Annotated in this window: 20 protein-coding genes; 9 read left to right on the top strand and 11 right to left on the bottom strand. The window is 44.7% G+C overall.

Annotated elements, in window-relative coordinates:
- Positions 1-19: 19 nt before the first annotated feature.
- Entirely contained in the window at positions 20-697 is a 678-nt protein-coding gene (locus tag OCV50_RS10925; RefSeq protein WP_239841065.1) for a methionine ABC transporter permease, read from the bottom strand.
- Complete coding sequence (gene metN, locus OCV50_RS10920; RefSeq protein WP_239841064.1) at positions 687-1,721, bottom strand: methionine ABC transporter ATP-binding protein MetN; 1,035 nt, start codon at positions 1,719-1,721, stop codon at positions 687-689. Before metN ends, OCV50_RS10925 begins: the two co-directional genes overlap by 11 nt.
- Before the next feature lie 216 nt (positions 1,722-1,937).
- On the opposite strand from metN, the gene gmhB reads away from it, so the two are divergent.
- The 5 genes from gmhB to treC all read left to right on the top strand — a co-directional run bounded on the left by gmhB (position 1,938) and on the right by treC (position 7,267).
- A complete protein-coding gene (gene gmhB, locus OCV50_RS10915; protein WP_261903050.1) occupies positions 1,938-2,489 on the top strand; it encodes a D-glycero-beta-D-manno-heptose 1,7-bisphosphate 7-phosphatase in 552 nt (183 codons plus the stop codon).
- A 40-nt stretch (positions 2,490-2,529) separates the two neighbouring features.
- A complete protein-coding gene (locus OCV50_RS10910; protein ID WP_239841062.1) occupies positions 2,530-2,868 on the top strand; it encodes an MliC family protein in 339 nt (112 codons plus the stop codon).
- A gap of 77 nt (positions 2,869-2,945) precedes the next feature.
- Positions 2,946-3,890 (top strand): trehalose operon repressor TreR, encoded by a 945-nt coding sequence (gene treR, locus OCV50_RS10905; RefSeq protein ID WP_261903049.1) that lies wholly within the window; start codon positions 2,946-2,948, stop codon positions 3,888-3,890.
- Between the two features lie 193 nt (positions 3,891-4,083).
- Positions 4,084-5,508, top strand: coding sequence for a PTS trehalose transporter subunit IIBC (treB, locus tag OCV50_RS10900; protein ID WP_261903048.1), 1,425 nt, complete (start codon positions 4,084-4,086; stop codon positions 5,506-5,508).
- 67 nt (positions 5,509-5,575) lie between these two features.
- The gene (gene treC, locus OCV50_RS10895; RefSeq protein WP_261903047.1) at positions 5,576-7,267 is read left to right on the top strand and encodes an alpha,alpha-phosphotrehalase; all 1,692 of its coding nucleotides are present in this window, start codon (positions 5,576-5,578) and stop codon (positions 7,265-7,267) included.
- A 118-nt stretch (positions 7,268-7,385) separates the two neighbouring features.
- Here treC and OCV50_RS10890 read toward each other — a convergent pair whose 3' ends face one another.
- The 3 genes from OCV50_RS10890 to OCV50_RS10880 form a co-directional block, all read right to left on the bottom strand.
- A complete protein-coding gene (locus OCV50_RS10890; protein WP_261903046.1) occupies positions 7,386-8,297 on the bottom strand; it encodes a hypothetical protein in 912 nt (303 codons plus the stop codon).
- Positions 8,298-8,441: 144 nt separating this feature from the next.
- A complete protein-coding gene (locus OCV50_RS10885; RefSeq protein WP_261903045.1) occupies positions 8,442-9,947 on the bottom strand; it encodes a winged helix-turn-helix domain-containing protein in 1,506 nt (501 codons plus the stop codon).
- 129 nt (positions 9,948-10,076) lie between these two features.
- Positions 10,077-10,679, bottom strand: a complete 603-nt coding sequence (locus OCV50_RS10880; RefSeq protein ID WP_239841056.1) for a YitT family protein — start codon at positions 10,677-10,679, stop codon at positions 10,077-10,079.
- A 346-nt stretch (positions 10,680-11,025) separates the two neighbouring features.
- Between OCV50_RS10880 and glyA the strand changes: the two genes are divergently transcribed.
- On the top strand, positions 11,026-12,276 hold the full coding sequence (glyA, locus tag OCV50_RS10875; RefSeq protein ID WP_150869141.1) for a serine hydroxymethyltransferase: 1,251 nt from the start codon (positions 11,026-11,028) through the stop codon (positions 12,274-12,276).
- Between the two features lie 371 nt (positions 12,277-12,647).
- Here the strand turns inward: glyA and OCV50_RS10870 are convergent, their stop codons facing one another.
- From OCV50_RS10870 to tsaA, 6 genes are all read right to left on the bottom strand, one after another.
- The gene (locus OCV50_RS10870) at positions 12,648-12,977 is read right to left on the bottom strand and encodes a hypothetical protein (RefSeq protein ID WP_239833522.1); all 330 of its coding nucleotides are present in this window, start codon (positions 12,975-12,977) and stop codon (positions 12,648-12,650) included.
- A 215-nt stretch (positions 12,978-13,192) separates the two neighbouring features.
- The gene (locus OCV50_RS10865) at positions 13,193-13,384 is read right to left on the bottom strand and encodes a DUF4250 domain-containing protein (RefSeq protein WP_032551680.1); all 192 of its coding nucleotides are present in this window, start codon (positions 13,382-13,384) and stop codon (positions 13,193-13,195) included.
- A 1-nt stretch (position 13,385) separates the two neighbouring features.
- Positions 13,386-13,589 (bottom strand): YaeP family protein, encoded by a 204-nt coding sequence (locus OCV50_RS10860; protein WP_261903044.1) that lies wholly within the window; start codon positions 13,587-13,589, stop codon positions 13,386-13,388.
- A 119-nt stretch (positions 13,590-13,708) separates the two neighbouring features.
- Positions 13,709-14,377 carry a tellurite resistance TerB family protein gene (locus tag OCV50_RS10855; RefSeq protein ID WP_261903043.1) on the bottom strand — a complete coding sequence of 223 codons (669 nt, stop codon included), beginning with the start codon at positions 14,375-14,377 and terminating at the stop codon, positions 13,709-13,711.
- A 244-nt stretch (positions 14,378-14,621) separates the two neighbouring features.
- Entirely contained in the window at positions 14,622-16,340 is a 1,719-nt protein-coding gene (locus OCV50_RS10850) for a proline--tRNA ligase (RefSeq protein ID WP_239841054.1), read from the bottom strand.
- Positions 16,341-16,440: 100 nt separating this feature from the next.
- Positions 16,441-17,136, bottom strand: a complete 696-nt coding sequence (gene tsaA, locus OCV50_RS10845; protein ID WP_261903042.1) for a tRNA (N6-threonylcarbamoyladenosine(37)-N6)-methyltransferase TrmO — start codon at positions 17,134-17,136, stop codon at positions 16,441-16,443.
- 120 nt (positions 17,137-17,256) lie between these two features.
- On the opposite strand from tsaA, the gene OCV50_RS10840 reads away from it, so the two are divergent.
- The 3 genes from OCV50_RS10840 (at position 17,257) to OCV50_RS10830 (ending at position 19,617) form a co-directional block, all read left to right on the top strand.
- On the top strand, positions 17,257-17,517 hold the full coding sequence (locus OCV50_RS10840) for a type B 50S ribosomal protein L31 (protein ID WP_261903041.1): 261 nt from the start codon (positions 17,257-17,259) through the stop codon (positions 17,515-17,517).
- Positions 17,518-17,643: a type B 50S ribosomal protein L36 gene (ykgO, locus tag OCV50_RS10835; protein ID WP_009847431.1), complete on the top strand. Its 126-nt coding sequence runs from the start codon at positions 17,518-17,520 to the stop codon at positions 17,641-17,643.
- Between the two features lie 387 nt (positions 17,644-18,030).
- Positions 18,031-19,617, top strand: a complete 1,587-nt coding sequence (locus OCV50_RS10830; protein WP_032551689.1) for an AbgT family transporter — start codon at positions 18,031-18,033, stop codon at positions 19,615-19,617.
- The last annotated feature ends 29 nt before the right edge of the window (positions 19,618-19,646 follow it).

The following is a 19,646-nucleotide window of genomic DNA, read 5'->3' as shown; positions in this document are numbered from 1 at the left end:
CTCCTTTTAATACATCTTTTTATCTGTGATCAACACGGCGAACAATCGAGTCACCAATGGATTGAATGATTTGAACTAGGACAATCAGCATCACAACCGTGACAGCCATAATCGTTACGTCATAGCGGTGGAAACCATAGCGAATCGCTACGTCACCTAGACCACCACCGCCCACGGTACCTGCCATTGCAGAGTAGCTTACTAGTGTTACTAGTGTGATGGTTACTGAATTGATAATAGTGGGTAACGCTTCTGGTAGCAGAACTTTTGTAATGATCTGCGTTGGCGTTGCGCCCATTGATTGTGCTGCCTCGACAAGCCCAGTTGGAACTTCTAAGAGTGCACCTTCAATAAGGCGAGCTACGAATGGGATTGCCCCAATCGTTAGAGGAACAATCGCCGCTGTGGTACCGATAAAGGTACCGATCAGTAGCTTAGTTAATGGGATGATAGCAACCATAAGTACTAGGAAAGGAACCGAACGGCCCACGTTCACTATCGCACCAAGAATTTTGTTGAGCTTGGTGTTCTCCAGCAGGCCACCTTTCTTAGTGGTATGCAAGATAACGCCCAGTGGAATACCGACAGCAAAACCGACAATACCCGCCACTGCTACCATGTATAGTGTTTCCCATGTCGCGCCAAGTAGTAGGTTTCCGTTAAGGCTTAACCAATCTGCGATCTCATTAAAGGACATAGCCAAGTACCTCTACTTTTACATTGTGTTCACGTAGGAATTCGATTGCTGCGTTGTCGTCAGCTTCGTTACCAAACAGCTCGGCAACCATCATGCCGAATTTAACGCCACCGGCGTAATCAAGGTCGGAGCTCAAGATACTAACGTCGATATTGAATTTGCGTGCGATTTGCGTCATCAGCGGAGCATCAACCGTTGCACCCGTAAATTCAAGACGTACCAGAGGGTAGCTACCTTCAACACGCGTGGTTTGCAGTCGCGCTTCGTAATCTTCTGGAATCGAAAGGTCGAGTGTTGAGCGGATAAATTGATGCGCAAGCTCTGTTTTAGGGTGCGCAAAGATATCGCCAACGGTGCCTTTCTCTACGAGTTCGCCACCACCGATAATCGCCACTTCATGACAAATGCTTTTAACTACATCCATCTCGTGAGTAATCAGCAGCATTGTGATGTTCAGTTTGCGGTTGATCTCTTTTAGCAGCTCAAGGATGGATTGAGTGGTTGCTGGATCAAGTGCGCTGGTCGCTTCGTCACAAAGCAGAACTTTAGGGTCAGAAGCCAGTGCGCGAGCAATAGCAACACGCTGCTTTTGACCACCACTTAGGTTTGACGGGTAGCTGTCGCGCTTATCTGCAAGACCAACAAGTTCAAGCAGTTGGCTCACTTTCTCTTCGATGATGGCCTTGTCTGTGCCAGCAAGCTCTAGCGGCAATGCGACATTATTGAACACGGTACGAGAAGAAAGCAGATTAAAGTGTTGGAAAATCATACCAATGTTGCGTCGCGCTTCACTCAGCTCTGATTTGCTTAGCTTCGTGAGGTCTACGCCATCAACAATCACTTCACCTGAGGTTGGCGCTTCTAGCATGTTTACGCAGCGGATCAGTGTACTTTTACCTGCACCTGATGAGCCGATAACGCCAAAGATCTGACCTTGAGGGATGTGAAGGTTAATGTCTATTAAGGCATTGATTTCTTTAGTGCCTTGATAGAAAACCTTGTTGACTTGATTCACTTTAATCATAAATAAACCTGTAACGGTGAACAGAATAATATGTTGATAGTTCGCTCGATTTACAGACGATGCTATGGCGTTCCGTGATCTAAGTCAATAGATATTTTTACGTCTAGACGTCTAAACGTAAAAATATCTATATCGAGCGTTACAATTAGCAGGTGATGAAGCTACTAAAGCGTGCAATAATTAGTGATTAATAGAGAGTTGATTGAGAACCAAATTTTGTCAAAACCGGCTGTATTTTTAGATCGTGATGGCGTGATTAACGTGGACCACGGTTACGTGCATGATGAGCATGATTTCGAGTATATCGACGGCGTCTTTGAAGCGGCAAAAGCCTTCAAGGACATGGGATACCTTTTAGTACTAGTGACTAACCAATCAGGTATCGCTCGCGGTATGTTCAGCGAAGATCGTTTCCTATCATTAACTCAGTGGATGGACTGGAACTTTGTAGATAATGGCGTAGAGCTTGATGGCATTTACTACTGCCCACATCATGCAGAGCACGGTATTGGCGAATACAAGCAAGATTGCGATTGTCGTAAGCCTAAGCCAGGGATGTTTATCTCTGCGCGCGATTTCTTGAAAATCGATATGGTTAATTCAGTAATGATCGGCGATAAAGCAGAAGATATGATGGCAGCAGAAGCTGCGGGTGTTGGCACAAAAGTGCTCGTGAGAACCGGTAAACCAGTGACCGAAAAGGGTGAAGCCTTAGCAAGCGTGGTCCTTGATAGCATTGCAGACGTGCCAGCTTACTTGAAGCGTTAATTCAACAACAGTTGAGTTGTTGTAATCGAAAGGGGTGTTTATGAAGAGACAATTTACAGTCGGTGCTATGGTATTAGCCGCACTCGTGGGGTGTTCTCAGTCAGCGGTGGTTGAGCAGGAGCTCGCCAATGCTGAATACATCACTTATCAATGTGAATCTGAGCGGACTTTTGATATTGCTTATGGTGATCAGAAAGCGTTACTGCGCCTTCCTGATAATCAGTATCGACTTAAACAAGTGGTTGCGGCTTCTGGTACTAAGTACATTCTTGATGACGGCACAGCAGAGTTGATAAATGGCATTACTCTGTTTACCAAAGGCGAACACGCCAGACTTGAGCTGGGACGAGTTATCTACCGTAACTGCCGTATCCAATAATTAATCACTCGATAACGACAAGCGACTTTAAAAGCAGTCACTTGTCGTTTTTTCTCTAAACAACGTTATAAGACTCCATGCAAAAAAAACTCACTATACTCGATATCGCAAAGCTTTCAGGTGTTGGTAAATCAACAGTCTCTCGTGTACTCACTAATGATCCCAAAGTGAAACCTGAGACACGTGAAAGAGTAGAGAGAGTGATTCAGGAGTCAGGATATACCCCTTCTAAATCAGCGCAATCAATGCGTGGCGGCAGCCAAAAAGTGGTTGGCGTGATCATCTCTCGTCTCGATTCGCCTTCCGAGAACAAAGCCGTGAGTACCATGCTCGAAGAGTTGTATCGTGCTGGCTATGATGTTGTGATTATGGAGAGTTTGTTCGACAGAGCAAAAGCCAATGAGCACCTTCAAGTTCTCAAACAGCGCAATGTCGATGGCATTATTGTGTTTGGTTTTACCGATTGTGATATTGCGGCGATTGAGTCTTGGGAACATCGCGCGGTGGTAATTGCCCTAGATACGGAAAACGTCACCTCTATCAATTATGACAATCAACAGGTTATTGGCAGTGCATTGGCGCATTTGAAAGAGCAAGGTTTATCAGACATTGGCTTTATAGGTGTTGATCCTAGCGATAAATCAACGGGTGAATTGCGTCTAAATGCTTACCTCAATTGGTGTCGTGATAACAACATTGAGCCAAATTACCAAACCGGTGCCCTGCATCATGAAAGTGCTTACCAATTGGTTGATCAAGTGCTTACATCGACGACTCAAGCGATAGCCTGTGCCAGTGACACATTAGCGCTGGGTGTAATTAAGCGTTTGCAAGAGTTACAACGCGAAGATGTAGTCGTGACAGGAGTTGGTGGCAATGATCTCCTTTCATTTTTGTTCCCACGAGTATTTAGTATTGATCCTGGGTATCAATCTGCTGGTACCTTAGCAGCTAAACTATTGATATCTCAATTGCTTGGTCAGGCATCTATCTCTCATCATACTCAGAAACCCATTGTTTAACGCCTAATTTTTAGGGTGAACTTAGTCTATTTACTACACTAAAGAGTGTGATCTTATTCAATTAATGGGACTGTTCCCATTTTAATTTTATAATCATGCAGGCATTATACTTACCAACTTATGGGAATGTTCCCATTAATAACAAATTCATCTGAATTTGAGTGTAGAACGAAGAGAACCAGGGTGGGGTAGTATGAGTAAGATAGCGAAGCAAGACATCACGCGTCTTATCGAGTTAGTGGGTGGAAGCGACAATATCGCAAGCGTTAGTCACTGTTTAACGCGCTTGCGTTTTGTATTGAACGACACTGACAAAGCAAACAAAGTTGAGTTAGAAAAACTGAGCCTAGTGAAAGGGTGTTTTACTAACGCGGGTCAATTTCAAGTCGTGGTTGGTACCGAAGTTGATGAGGTTTACAAGTTACTGATTGCACAGACTGGTAAGCAAGAATCGTCGAAAGATGAGGCGAAGTTGGCAGCTCGTCAAAACATGAATGTGCTAGAGCGCGGTATTTCACACCTTGCCGAAATCTTTGTACCGCTGCTACCTGCCATTATCACTGGTGGTCTTATCCTTGGCTTCCGTAATGTCATCGGCGACATTCGCATGTTCGATGGTAAGACTTTGGTTGAGCTTAGCCAGTTTTGGGCTACGGTTCACTCGTTCCTATGGTTGATTGGTGAAGCGATCTTCTTCTTCCTACCTGTTGGCGTATGTTGGTCTACAGTGAAGAAACTGGGCGGTACACCGATTTTAGGTATCACGCTCGGCGTCACTTTGGTTTCTCCGCAGCTAATGAACGCCTACATGATAGGTAAAGCTGTGCCAGAGGTGTGGGACTTCGGCTTGTTTGTCATTGAAAAAGTCGGTTATCAAGCGCAAGTGATTCCTGCCATGTTAGCGGGTGTTACATTGGCCTTCATTGAAACCAACCTCAAACGCATTGTTCCAGCTTACCTATATCTAGTGGTTGTTCCGTTTGTATCTATCATTCTGTCTGTGATTCTGGCTCACGCTTTCATTGGTCCATTCGGTCGTGTTTTAGGTGATGGTGTTGCTTTTGCAGCGAAAGCTGCGATGACGGGTGACTTCGCGATTCTAGGCTCAGTGATCTTTGGCTTCTTGTATGCACCACTGGTTATTACTGGTATTCACCACACAACCAATGCGGTTGACCTACAATTGATGCAAGAGCTTGGTGGTACACCTATCTGGCCATTGATTGCCCTTTCAAATGTGGCTCAAGCATCTGCGGTTGTCGGCATCATTATTTTGAGCAAGCGCGAAGGCGAACGTGACATTTCAGTTCCTGCAGCAATCTCAGCGTACTTAGGTGTAACAGAGCCTGCGATGTACGGCATCAACTTGAAATACAAATTCCCAATGTTAAGCGCAATGCTAGGCAGTGCTGCGGCAGCGGCAATTTGTGGTGGCGCTGGCGTGATGGCGAATGGCATCGGTGTAGGCGGCTTACCAGGCATCCTATCGATTCAACCTCAATACTGGACGATTTATCTGTTGGCATTAGCGGTTGCGATTGTCGTTCCAATCATCCTGACGCTGTTTTTCTACAAGCGAGCACAGGCTAAGGGTGAGTTAACGGCGGTAAGTGCTTAATTTTATTAGGGGCAACAGTTGTTTGAGTCACTGTTGCTCCACTTTTTATTTTTGTAAGTGAGTAGAGATGACCAATCAGAATAGCGATGCGATGTGGTGGAAGACCGCAACCATCTATCAAATTTATCCGAAGAGTTTTTGTGACAGTGGCGCTAAAGGAACTGGTGATATTCAAGGGGTTATCTCCAAGCTAGATTACCTAAAAACGCTGGGTGTGGATGCTATTTGGCTAACGCCTGTGTACCAATCACCGATGGTGGATAACGGTTACGATATTTCTGATTACTATGCGATCAACCCTGAGTTCGGCACTATGGCGGACTTTGACCAATTGTTGGCAGAGGCTCACCAACGTGGTATTCGCATCATCATGGATATTGTGGTCAACCATACATCCACTCATCATGCTTGGTTCCAGTCTGCTTTGGGCGATAAACAAAGCCCATATCGTGATTACTATATTTGGAAAGACCCAGTAGATGGCCAGGTACCCACTAACTGGCAATCGAAATTTGGCGGCAATGCTTGGGAGCTTGATGAAGCGACCGGCCAGTACTATTTGCACCTCTTTGCGAAAGAGCAAGCCGACCTTAACTGGGAGAATCCTAAGGTTCGCGGTGAAGTTAAAGAGATCATCAGCTACTGGGCAGAGAAAGGCGTAGATGGCTTCCGTTTAGATGTAATCAACCTGATTTCGAAGCAGCAAGACTTCCCTAATGACGAAATTGGTGATGGCCGCCGTTTCTATACTGACGGCCCACGAGTCCATGAATACCTGCAAGAGATCAGCGAAGCGGTTTTCCAAAAATACGGCAGTGTCACCGTGGGTGAGATGTCATCGACAACGCTTGAGCACTGTCAGCAATACTCAAGTCTGGATAACAAAGAGCTATCAATGGTGTTCAATTTTCACCACTTGAAAGTCGATTACCCAAATGGTGACAAATGGACCAAAGCGCCGTTTGATTTCTTGCAGCTGAAGTCGATCTTTAACCATTGGCAGAGTGGGCTCAACGGTAAAGGGTGGGGTGCACTTTTCTGGTGTAACCACGACCAACCGAGAGTGGTGAGCCGCTTAGGTGACGATCAAAACTACCGCGTTGAGTCTGCGAAGATGTTAGCCGCGTCAGTACACATGATGCAAGGCACGCCGTACATCTACCAAGGTGAAGAGATTGGTATGACGAATCCAGGATATCAGGATATTGCGCAGTACCGAGATGTGGAAAGTACCAACATTTATCAATTGATGGTGAATGAACAAGGTGTTGACCATCAAGATATGATGGCCATTTTAGCGCAAAAGTCTCGTGACAACTCTCGTACACCAATGCAGTGGGATGATTCTGATTATGCAGGTTTCTCTATGGCGCAGCCTTGGCTTGAAGTCGCAGGTAACTACCGTGAGGTCAATGCTAAGCAGGCGGTTGAAGATACTGAATCGGTTTTCTATTTCTACAAAAAATTGATCGAGTTACGTAAAGAAGTGCCAGTGATCACCGATGGCGATTACCAAGACTTGCTACCGGAGCACGCTAGCATTTTTGCTTATGCGCGTAAGAGTGAGTCACAAACGCTTTTGTGTATCAATAACTACTACGCTGACGAAGCCGAATGTGTACTTCCTGAACGCTTTGCTATGAGTCGCGCTAAGACATTATTGTCTAACTATCCAGACGCTCAAAACTTAGCAGCATCGAATCATCAAGTGCTGCGTCCTTATGAGACGCGCATTCTGTTGATAGAGAATGAAATGTAATATTGAGCCAAAGGCTTGCCCTAAATAGGCCCCCACCTAGATAGGGTGAGGGCTCGATGTCCAAGAAAGGCTTTGCGGTGCTCCTCAAAGCCTTTCTTTTTTGTATTTTTGGGCGTTCTTAAGACGCTTTGTTTATTTCTGTTAGGGTCGCTTTTTCTTCAGCAATCACCGTATTTTCTGCATTTAGCAATTCCACTTGTGTAAGCAAGCCAATGCTTGGGTTAAACCAGCGTTCAGACGAGCTAGAAAATTGCATCGAGTCGTCCATTCTATCGCAATTCAAGTAGTACTCATTTTTCTCAGTCATGTTGGCTGCTTCAATGGATTTCCCAGAAATAGTGAAGGTTTTTCGAACGCCTGTTTCATTGATGCGCTGTTGCCAAACCACGCGGCAAGAATCATCAGCATTAAGGTCCTTTACCCACTGGTGATCGTCAAAATCAGTCAGCATGTTTGCTACCGCCTCACCATCGAGCCTTGCTTGAATAGAAACCGTCTCTTTACTGATATCAATAATAGGATCACTCTCTGCTACCTCCGCACCACTCAATCGGAAAAGTGGGCTGCTACTCATTATCGTGGTGATGAACTGACTATCGATGAAATAGGTATCCGTAATTTCATGAAGGGCACTGTCGCTACCCGCGAAGTAAAAGGTATGCTCCGTTTGCTGTTGGTCTTCATTGATTACTTCTTCAGACATGTAGAACTGACTGACGCCATAGTTGATAAGATCATTAACCACTTGAAGTAGAGCGTCGCTGTCTGGCGTATTTTGTAAACCTGCAATGACTTGGGCAGCAGTCAATGGTTGATACAACATCGACATATTGCCTTCTGGCTGTCCGTCAATTTCAAATGCGTAGTTCAAGGTTGTAGTTGGCTTTGGGGAAAACTGCGCATTTTTGATTGGGAAGTCGGTTTGGTTGTTTGGACCTTTTTGATTGTTGGTTGAACCTGACGAAGAGCCACCACCACAGCCATATAGAGCAACCAGAGAAGCGGTAAGTAAGGTAAGAGTTTTATTCATGTTACGTATTCCTAAAGTGAGCGGGCAAAGCGTGCCGAAATTGCTCGGAATACTAGTTTTTAGATGGCTTAAAGGGCAAAAAACGAAGTCACATGAGATCTTAATTTACATTTAGGTTTTTGATTTTAAAGTTTTTATATTTTTCTAATTAGCAAATTCTTCGCCCACAGAGGTACAGTAGTTAATCATTAGGTTCTCCCACTGTTTAATGATCAGAGGCTCCTTGATACTTAATTTTAAGCTGCTCCAAGGTTGCAGACAGGTCTCTTTGGACTCAGGCTGAGAGAGTCTAGAAAATAGTTCTTCGGAAGGGATAACTCTTAGCAGCGCAACCAAAGACTCCATGTAGTTCAAACGAAAGTTATCGAGGTTTCCCTGCTGAAAGCTGATGTGTGAGATCATCATATAGATGAGAGCGTTCTCAATGCTCGAGTGTCCCGATGGTGTGGTGAGCAACTCTTTAGCTGTGGGTAGATCGCGCAGCTTAAAATGGATGACACCGAGCCAAAGCTTGAGCTCATCAGGCAGTAACTTAAAGTGTGTTTGTACTCTATTGGTAAAAAGAACCAAACGTTGCTGGTCCGTTTCGAACAGAGCCAAGTGACGAGCCAACAGGGTGGAGTTCATACAGTTAAGTTGCATCGACTCGATATCAATAAACTGATTCGAAATAAGTGCGTTGAGCTGGTTATTGTCGATAGACCAGTTAGGCATCTCAGGTTTTGGCAACGCAAAGTAGTCGGCGAGGTCTCGATTTATTTCCATAAGACTGCCACTGAGACTGTCTATTTCAATGGTGTAAGTTCCGCGAAAAGCCAGTTTCCCAGAGTTTGGATAGATGAGGCTCACTTGAGCGCTAAGGCGAGAGTCGACCTCTTGATCTTTCAGCTGGATGTTCAGCAGATAATCGCTGGTGCGCATGTTCTTTGCACCAGGAAAGAAAGGGGAGTTATCTATGGGATCGACAAAGTAGCTCGGCGCATCTTGATTCGCGATATCAGTGTAGGTGTACTGGATCTGTTGTTGTAACAGTAGCGCTTTAATCGCAGCTCGATACTGCCTAGCGTTATCTCCGACGGCGTCAATACGGCTTAGTAATAACTCGACTTTAGGAATCAAACGCTGCTGTTGGCTGATCTCAGAGCTTTGGCTCGGTGATTGCCACAACAAATAACTCAGTGTGATTGTGCTTGCAAGTAGGGCAAGTGTGACGAGCCATAACCAAGGTGACTTTGAATTGGTTTTACTGTGTTCTGCCTCGGGCTTAACATCAATTTCAGCGTCAGCGGTATCTAAACGTACAGAGCTTGGGCTGAGAAAGTAGCCCTTTCGCGGGTAGGTCACTAATATCTTGGTGGCATCGCTGTCTGGGAGGTGTTTTTGCAGTATCGAACGCAGCGTGCTGATTCGATTAGTTAGGACATTCTTGGAAATAAAGCTGCTTTGCCAAATCTCTTGGATGATCAGTTCAGCAGAAAGGGGCTCTCCAACATGACGTAACAGGAGTTCCAGTAGCTCAACTGAGCGTGGCTCTAGGTTGATGACTTCTTGAGGCGCACTTAACTCTCGGGTACTTGGGTTGTACACCAGATCATCGGCAATGACGATAGAGGTCTTGTTTGCCTGAGCAGCAGCGAGGAAGTCTTGCATAGGAAACCGTGTTTCATAAAAACAGACGATTCTAGCTGCTTTATTTATAAAAAGCAGCTAAGGATCTCAGATTAAGACACTAACTTTACCTTGGCTCAAAAGCGAGAAAGTGAGTGCGAATGGGTAACACTACGAACTGTAACTCACCGAATATCTTGTCGGCTTGTGGTTCATTGCGAGTACAACATTTAATACAGCGGTACCAAGCACTGAAACGGCGATGATCCATGGTGATACAAAGAAGAACGATGCAAATAGAATGCACGCATCAATGGCCATCTGACTTTTGCCCACTGAAATGCCATAACGGTCTTGAATGTAAAGGCACAGTACATTGAATCCACCTAAGCTAGAGCGGTGACGGAATAGAATGAGCATACCAAGCCCCATCAGTAGCCCGCCGGCAATGGCGCAGTAAATTTCATTATGGGCATCAAGAGAGATGACTAAATATAGATGATCCGCAAAAACAGACACTAAGGCACCGGAAAAAGCACTACTTATGGCAAAATGACGTCCAAAACGTTTCCAAGCTAATACATAGAATGGGCAGTTCGCGATAAAGTAAAGCACACCGAAGGTGACAGGTAGAAATTGACTTAATAGCAGAGCTAAGCCTGTCGTGCCGCCAGTAAGGAGTTGAGCTGACTGTAAAAAGAAGACGCCTTGTGCGACTAAGAAAGTGCCTGTAAGAATGGCAACCCAATCTTCTTTACGTGTGTGTTTTTCCATCGTTTTAATAATTACCTAGCCAATAAAGGCGTGCATAGTAGAGAAAAACATGCATTTTCGGTAGCTTGAGACACAAAATTAAGGTAAACCTATGTAATATTCGTTTTACAGGGTGTAAAGCGAAAACTTGACAGTAAGTCGCGTGCTGATGCGATGTGTCGCATAAGTATGATGAAGCTTATATGTCATTATGAAAAAACTGCATGATAAAATTGCAATTAGCTCTTTATGACCTAGATCAAATTATGTATGATGCGTCCCATCAAAACGGTGACGAAAACGTTTGCTTTCGGTCGTTGTGTGGTTTTTTTGAAACTTTCAGTACAATCTGAGTCAGGAGATACAGATGCTTAAGCGTGACATGAACATCGCTGATTACGATGCGGATCTATTCGCAGCTATCCAAGAAGAAACTCTTCGCCAGGAAGAACACATCGAACTAATCGCTTCAGAAAACTACACAAGCCCACGTGTAATGGAAGCTCAAGGTTCTCAGCTAACAAACAAATACGCTGAAGGCTACCCAGGCAAGCGTTACTACGGTGGTTGTGAGTACGTAGACAAAGTTGAAACTCTAGCAATCGAGCGTGCATGTGAGCTATTCGGCGCTGAATACGCGAACGTACAACCTCACTCAGGTTCTCAAGCGAACAACGCTGTATACATGGCGCTACTGAATGCAGGCGACACAGTTCTAGGTATGAGCCTAGCGCACGGTGGTCACCTAACTCACGGCTCTCCAGTTAACTTCTCTGGTAAGCTTTACAACATCATCCCTTACGGTATCGACGAAGCAGGTCAAATCGATTACGAAGAGATGGAAAAGCTGGCTATCGAGAACAAGCCTAAGATGATCATCGGTGGTTTCTCTGCTTACTCTCAAATCTGTGACTGGAAACGCATGCGTGAAATCGCAGACAAAGTAGGTGCTTACCTATTCGTTGATATGGCGCACGTAGCGGGTCTAATCGCAGCAGGCGTTTACCCGAACCCAGTACCACACGCACACGTTGTAACAACAACAACGCACAAAACGCTAGCGGGTCCTCGTGGTGGTCTAATCCTTTCTAACGAAGGCGAAGATCTTTACAAGAAGCTAAACTCAGCAGTATTCCCAGGTGGCCAAGGTGGCCCTCTAATGCACGTTATCGCAGGTAAAGCAGTAGCGTTCAAAGAAGCGCTAGAGCCAGAGTTCAAAGAGTACCAAGCTCGCGTAGTTGCTAACGCAAAAGCAATGGTTGCTGAGTTCATCGCTCGTGGTTACAACATCGTTTCAGGTTCTACAGAGAACCACCTGTTCCTAGTTGACCTAATCGACAAAGACATCACAGGTAAAGAAGCAGACGCAGCACTAGGTGCGGCAAACATCACAGTAAACAAGAACTCAGTTCCAAACGACCCACGCAGCCCGTTTGTAACGTCAGGTATCCGTATCGGTTCTCCTTCTATTACTCGTCGCGGTTTCACAGAAGCAGACGCGAAAGAGCTAGCAGGTTGGATCTGTGACATCCTAGATAACATGGGTGATGAGTCTGTTATCGAAGCGACTAAAGCAAAAGTGCTAGAGATCTGTAAGCGTCTACCAGTTTACGCTTAATTTTTTCTGCGTAGTAATTTGAACTTCGTTGTCGACCATGCTCACTTACATTCGTAAGCTCCGCGTGCTCTCCTAGAATTTCAAACAACTACTTTGAAAAACACTTTTAAAGGGGCTCATTGAGTCCCTTTTTTATTGGTATAGAAATGCTTAGAGCATGAGCGAATTTCTGTGTCGCACATACTCATTTGCTAGCGCAAATTCCGTGTGAGCTCCTTGAACTTCGCTTATCTACTTTGAAAAAGAGTTTTAAAGGTCCTTTTTGGGGCCTTTTTTGTATCTGGTGAACTATGAGCTAACGGAAAAAACAGGCAGGTATTAAAAAGGGTTAATATATTTACGTTAACCCTTTGTATTTGTTTGTGTCGGTTCTACTTTTTGATGCTGAGTAGGGTGCCTGATTTACACTTGAATGAGTAGTAATGGCGGCTTTCACTGAACTTGCCTAAGCCTTCGCCATCACAGTAGTCGATGTTGATATCGCGCATGACTTCCAGTGTATCTTCACTGCTTAAAGCGAACTTGGAGCCGTCAGAGCAGACGATGCGGACTCTTTCGTCATGACTTACTGAATAGAGTTCGACTTCTGTATTACACAGTTCAAAAGAGGCTTCGCGGAAATTGTCTTGCTGACTGTTGGAAGCGCAACCTGCAGTGATGAGTGTTGCAGTAAACACTGTTAAAAGTCCGAGTTTTTTCATTATTGATCCTTCACCTTTATTCTTTTTAGCGATGATTCTTGCTTCCTGCTTCGGGTAGCTTTTACAACGACAGGCTTCGACTCAAGGAGCGTGAGTAGACATAAAGATATAAAAGTATAGGCGCAAATTTATAATTTATATAAGTTTTTTGCTTTTAACTGGCGCCAACAAAAAAGACCAACACGAGGTTGGCCTTTATCAGTCTGAACTAAGATTTATCGAAATTGTTTCGCTTCTGGTAGGAATTCAAAGCCCGCGGTTGCAAGTTTTGCTTCGAGTGCAGCTTTATCAATATCGAAGAAGTTAGCGAGTTTATCGAGGTCGCCAGAGAAGTCGTCACGTAGCTTCATGTTAACAATGCTCATCAGCATCACTGGATCCATGGTTTCAAAATTCGCTAAATTCATATTAGTCCTCGAAATCAGAGATCAGTAAATTCGCTGCAGCAAAGGCGGCGCGTTCACGCGCTTCGTGTGGAAGAGACTCATCGGCTGCCAAGTCATTGAGTGTTTTCACTGCACATGTAATCGCTTGAGGGATGTAACCCTGATCGCCACTACCGATTTGAGAATAAAGCTCACGCACTAAATCACAACAATCGTATACTTTCATTTCTATACCTAACTAAATGATAACTTCTCTCAATATACACACAGAGAAAAGCAAAAACAAAGCGCATTCAACGAAAACTCGGTTTAGTTTGTTCTTGCTCAAGCTCTCATTTTGCGAGGTTAAATTGTGACCTGTTGTTCTAGCTGCAGTTTCACTTCATCGGCTAGGTTTAACTGGCGTGCGAGCTCTTTCAAATACGCTTTTTCCATAAAGTTTTGCTCATCAACCACGATCAACGAAGCGAGGTAGATTTCGCTTGCTTGTTGCGGGCTGGTGGCGAGCTGCGCAATGTCGCTAGGATCAAGCGGCTTATGCAGCTCTTCTGAAACTAGCTTGGTCAGTTGATAGTCCGCGCCCATGTTCTCGACAGCTTGCTCTATCTTTGTCATCTCTTCCTCGTCGACATGTCCATCTGCTTTGGAAGCGGCGATCATTGATCGTAGAATCAGCAGGTTATGATTAGAGTCCTGCTCATTGAATGTCGCTTGAGGTGAAGAGTCCGGTGTGCCCTGTTTAGCTTGGTAGTCGTTATACACCTTGTAAGCTAAAGCGCCGAGTGCGGCCGCGCCGCCAATACCAACGGCCTTTTTACCGATTTTCTTGGTTTTCTTTGACCCCATCAATGCGCCTAACAGCCCACCGCCAATGGCGCCAGCACCGAGAGCCCCAAGTTTACCTTTGTCTTGGGTCAGTCCGCTTAAGCTAGAGGAGCCTTGAGAGAGTTTCTGGCTGCCTTGTTTTACCAGATCCGACTGCAGTGCTTGGTTAAGTAAACTTTTGATATCCATGGAACCTCCAGAAATAAACACGTTGGAATTGTCTTGAGATTCACTATACGTCCTCGAAGATGAACCGAGGATTAACTTACAACGATTTACATTCAGTTTGGGGAAGAGAGGCAAAAGCAGGAGGGATAAAAAAGGCCGCCATGTGGCAGCCTTTTGGGGTTTTAATCGAACACGATTTCAATTGAATAGGAATTCAATTGAATAGGAATTCAATTGAATAGGAATTCAATTGATGACGATCTGCTTATTTAGCAAACTGAGCCGTTACGTGCTCAACAATTGAATCCATTGCGACAGCTTCTTTAGTGCCTTCGCGACGGTTCTTGTATTCGAAGTTGCCTTCTTTCATTGAGCGATCGCCGATCACGATAGTGTGAGGGATACCGATCAGCTCGATGTCAGAGAACATTACCCCTGGACGCTCTTTACGGTCATCGAACAGTACTTCGATACCCATAGCTGTCAGTTCAGCGTATAGCTTCTCAGCCGCCGCTTTCACTTCTTCAGACTTGTGCATGTTCATTGGTACGATAGCTACTTGGAAAGGCGCTAGTGCGTCTGGCCAGATGATGCCGTATTTGTCGTGGTTCTGTTCAATTGCAGAAGCAACTACACGAGAAACACCGATACCGTAACAACCCATCTCTAGGATAGTGTTTTTACCGTCTGGACCAAGAACAGCAGCATTCATTGCTTCTGAATACACATTACCAAGTTGGAAGATGTGACCCACTTCGATACCACGTTTAAGTTGCAGAGTACCTTTACCACATGGGCTTAGGTCACCTTCGATAACGTTACGTAGATCTTCTACTTGAGCAAGCTCAACGTCACGACCCCAGTTAATACCGAAGTAGTGTTTGCCGTCGATGTTTGCACCAGCGCCAAAGTCACTCATTACAGCAACAGAGCGGTCAACGATGAATGGTAGCTCTAGGCCTACAGGACCAAGTGAACCTGGGCCAGCGCCAACTAGTGCGCGAATCTCTTCTTCAGATGCCATCTCTAGTGGAGAAGCAACTTGTGGAAGGTTTTCTGCTTTCACTTCGTTTAGCTCGTGGTCACCACGGATGATAAGAGCAATGATGTCTGCATCTACTTCATCAGAAGCTTTAACAAATAGAGTCTTAACGGTTTTCTCAATCGCTAGGCCGTGTTGCTCTACCAACTCTGCGATAGTTTTCGCGTTTGGCGTATCAACCAGTTCCATCTCTTGAGTTGGTGCAGCCGCTTCTTCAGTAGGAGCAAGTGCTTCTGCTTTTTCGATGTTTGCCGCGTAATCAGATTCTGTAGAGAATGCGATTAGGTCTTCCCCACTTTCTGCTAGTACGTGGAACTCTTGAGAACCACTACCACCGATAGCGCCAGAGTCAGCAAGTACTGGACGGTACTCAAGACCCATGCGGTCGAACGCTTTACAGTAAGCATCGTGCATTGCTTGGTAAGACTTTTCTAGGCCTTCTTTGTCGATATCGAAGCTGTATGCATCCATCATTAAGAATTCACGTGAACGCATTACGCCGAAACGTGGGCGGCGCTCATCACGGAACTTAGTTTGAATTTGGTACAGGTTCAGTGGCAGCTGTTTATAAGAGTTTACTTCGTTACGAACTAGGCTAGTTACCACTTCTTCAGCTGTTGGGCTAAGAACAAACGGACGTGAATGACGATCAGTAAAGCGAAGAAGCTCTGGGCCCATTTTTTCGCTACGACCAGTCTCTTCCCATAGTTCAAACGGCTGCACTACGGGCATTAAAGTCTCAACTGCACCTGCATTATCGATCTCTTGGCGAACGATGTTTTCGACTTTACGCAGTACACGCAGACCGGTAGGTAGCCAAGTGTATAAACCTGAAGCTAGCTTACGGATCATACCTGCACGTAGCATCAGCTGGTGGCTGATAACTTCTGCGTCGTTTGGAGTCTCTTTCAGAGTAGAAAGAAGATAGTTACTGGTACGCATTCTATGGTATCCGTTTCATCATAAATTAAAGAAAATTCACTGTAGCTGTTGCCACAATAAATCCGATTTAGCCGCATATAATATCAGCCTATTTGGGATCTCAAAAGCGTTCAATGTCAGTAACATTGATGAAAAGTGCTTCAACTGTGAATTTCACGTTCAGATCGAACAAATTTACCGCATATTCTTTGGGATCTGGCTTACCTTTCTTATAAGCAGGGCGAGGATCTTGGGCAAGTACCTCTTTGATCACGGCGATCATATGGCGGCCATTTGGATGTTGATTGAGCTTTTGCTGCGCTTGTTGTGAGAAATTAACTTCTAATGTCGCCGGCTCTTCTGCAGCAAATCCTCCGGCGGCGTTAGGAATTGAATCTGAGTAGGGGATATAAGGTTTGATATCGATAATCGGTGTGCCATCGACGAGATCAACGCTGCCTAACTCTAAGTAGGTTTGACCTTTGTCTTGCGTGACACCTTTTAATTCAATGGCTGACATTCCAATACCGTTTGGCCTAAAAGTAGCTCTAGACGCAAATACACCAATTCTATCGTTGCCGCCCAAACGTGGTGGACGAACTGTCGGTTTCCAACCAGCTTGTAAATTTTGGTCGAATAGAAATAGCAACCACACATGACTGAATTGTTCGATTTCTCGTACCGACTCTAAGCAATTGGCCGCGCCTGATAATCTGACTCTTGCGCGAGCGGAAGGTACTAATCTTGGCTGTCTAGGTACAGCAAATTTCTCTTTATATGGCGACTCGATGAAACCAATTGGCTCAATTGTGTACATGGTTTAGGCGTCTCAACTTACTCTTTGCCGCAAAAATATCATAAAACCGCTTGTGTTTCTTTTGATAATAATTATCATTTGCAATGTTATATCATAACAATTAAATGATGGAGTAAAGAGATGAAACCGAATATTCACCCAGACTACCGTACAGTTGTTTTTCACGATACGAGTGTTGATGAGTATTTTCTAATTGGTTCGACCCTGCAAACTGACCGCACAATCGAGTGGGAAGATGGTAACACCTACCCGTATTTCACGATTGAAGTGTCATCGAAATCGCACCCGTTCTACACAGGTAAGCAGCGCGTGATTCATAAAGAAGGTCGCGTGGCGAACTTTACACGTCGATTTGGTCAATTCAGCAAAGGAGAGAAGTAAATGAAGGTCGTTAAATCCCTAAAAAGTGCTAAGAGTCGCCACCCAGATTGCCAAATCGTGAAGCGAAGAGGGCGTCTTTATGTGATCTGCAAAAGCAACCCAAGATTTAAAGCGGTGCAAAAGTAAGCGTCAATGGCATGTGAAAGGCATGTAAAAATCGGAAATGAGGTCACACTTTTCATTACTGGGCGGTGATCTCTTTTTCTAGTGAGCATTTTAGCCGCTTTGGGCTGATTTTTATCGTACGAGGTAATTTTAGTCACAGTTGAATCAAGTAGTTAGGGTACAACGTATAAACAGAATGAATGTATTTATATGAATTATAAATCTGTTATTTGTATTTAATTTGGTGTTATTTGCTAATTTTTTGTTCGAATGGCGTTAATTTATATGATTTGTTACACAATTTGTAACATTTTGCATTTCTAATTGACTGTTTTGTCGAGTACTCTGCGCCTGCAATTTGAACATTTTTGTCACATTTGCATAGGAATCACTACAAGGAGGGAACTGATGAGTTCATCAGCTTCAATAAAAAACAACTCGCCAAAGAAACCTATTTTTACCCGTTTTCTCGATGGTGTTGAGTATTTGGGGAATCTATTACCCCACCCGATCACTCTTTTCGCAATCTTCTGTGTCGCAATCTTAGTTACTTCTGGTATCGCAGGGTACTTTGAAGTGTCTGTTATGGACCCTCGTCCAGAAGGTGCTCCTGGTCGTGCTGCTGACGGCATGATCCACGTTGTAAGCTTACTTAATGCTGAAGGCTTACAACTTATCGTAACGAATCTCGTTAAAAACTTTGTTGGCTTTGCGCCATTAGGTACTGTGCTTGTTGCAATGCTAGGTGTAGCAATTGCTGAGCACTCAGGTCTACTATCTGCAGCGATGCGTGGCATGGTAATGGGCGCATCTAAGCGCATGGTTACTGTAACTGTAGTATTCGCCGGTATCATTTCTAACACGGCTTCAGAGCTTGGTTACGTGGTACTTATCCCACTCGCAGCAATGCTATTCCACTCTTTGGGTCGTCACCCTCTTGCTGGTCTAGCGGCAGCATTCGCTGGTGTATCTGGTGGTTACTCTGCAAACCTTCTAATTGGTACGGTTGATCCACTGCTTTCTGGTATTACAGAAACAGCAGCACAAATGATCGACCCGACTTACACCGTTGGTCCTGAATCAAACTGGTACTTCATGTTTGTTTCTACTTTCTTCATTGCGATTACCGGTGCATTTGTAACTGAGAAAATCGTTGAGCCTAAGCTTGGCAAATACAATGATGAAGAAGCGTCTGAAGACCTATCTAATGATTCAATGGGCAAGCTAACAGACGTTGAAAAGAAAGGTCTTAAGCTAGCAGGTATCGCAGTATTAGCCGTTTCAGCTCTTCTTGCTTGGACGATTGTTCCTGAAGACGGTGTTCTACGTTCTGCAGCGGGCACGGTAGCAGGTTCTCCGTTCCTTAAGAGTATCGTAGCGTTCATCTTCGTATTCTTCGCAGTTCCTGGTTTTGTTTACGGTAAAGTTACTGGCACAATGAAAACTGACCGCGACGTTATCGATGCAATGTCTAAGTCTATGTCTTCTATGGGCATGTACATCGTACTTGTATTCTTCGCTGCTCAGTTTGTTGCTTTCTTCAAGTGGACTAACTTCGGTCAAGTATTCGCAGTAGCGGGTGCAAGCTTCCTGCAAGACATCGGCCTAACAGGTCCAATGCTGTTCTTCGCATTCATCCTAATGTGTGGCTTCATTAACCTGATGATCGGTTCAGCGTCTGCTCAGTGGGCAGTAACAGCACCTATCTTCGTTCCAATGTTAATGCTTGTTGGTTACGCACCAGAAACGATTCAAGCGGCTTACCGTATCGGTGATTCAACAACGAACATCATTACTCCAATGATGAGCTACTTCGGTCTTATCCTTGCTGTAGCAACGCGTTACATGAAGAACCTAGGTATTGGTACTCTGATTGCAACTATGCTTCCATACTCAATCGTATTCATCGTTGGCTGGAGCTTAATGTTCTACGTGTGGGTATTCGTATTCGGTCTACCTGTAGGCCCTGGTGCGGCAACTTACTACACGCCTTAGTACTGAATCGTGAATTCATGATGTATTTA

It is taken from the genome of Vibrio fortis, assembly GCF_024347475.1.
In the GTDB taxonomy this organism is placed as follows: Bacteria; Pseudomonadota; Gammaproteobacteria; order Enterobacterales; family Vibrionaceae; genus Vibrio; species Vibrio fortis.
Note: the sequence above shows the minus strand (reverse complement) of the source record. Positions and strands in the feature narration are given on the sequence as shown.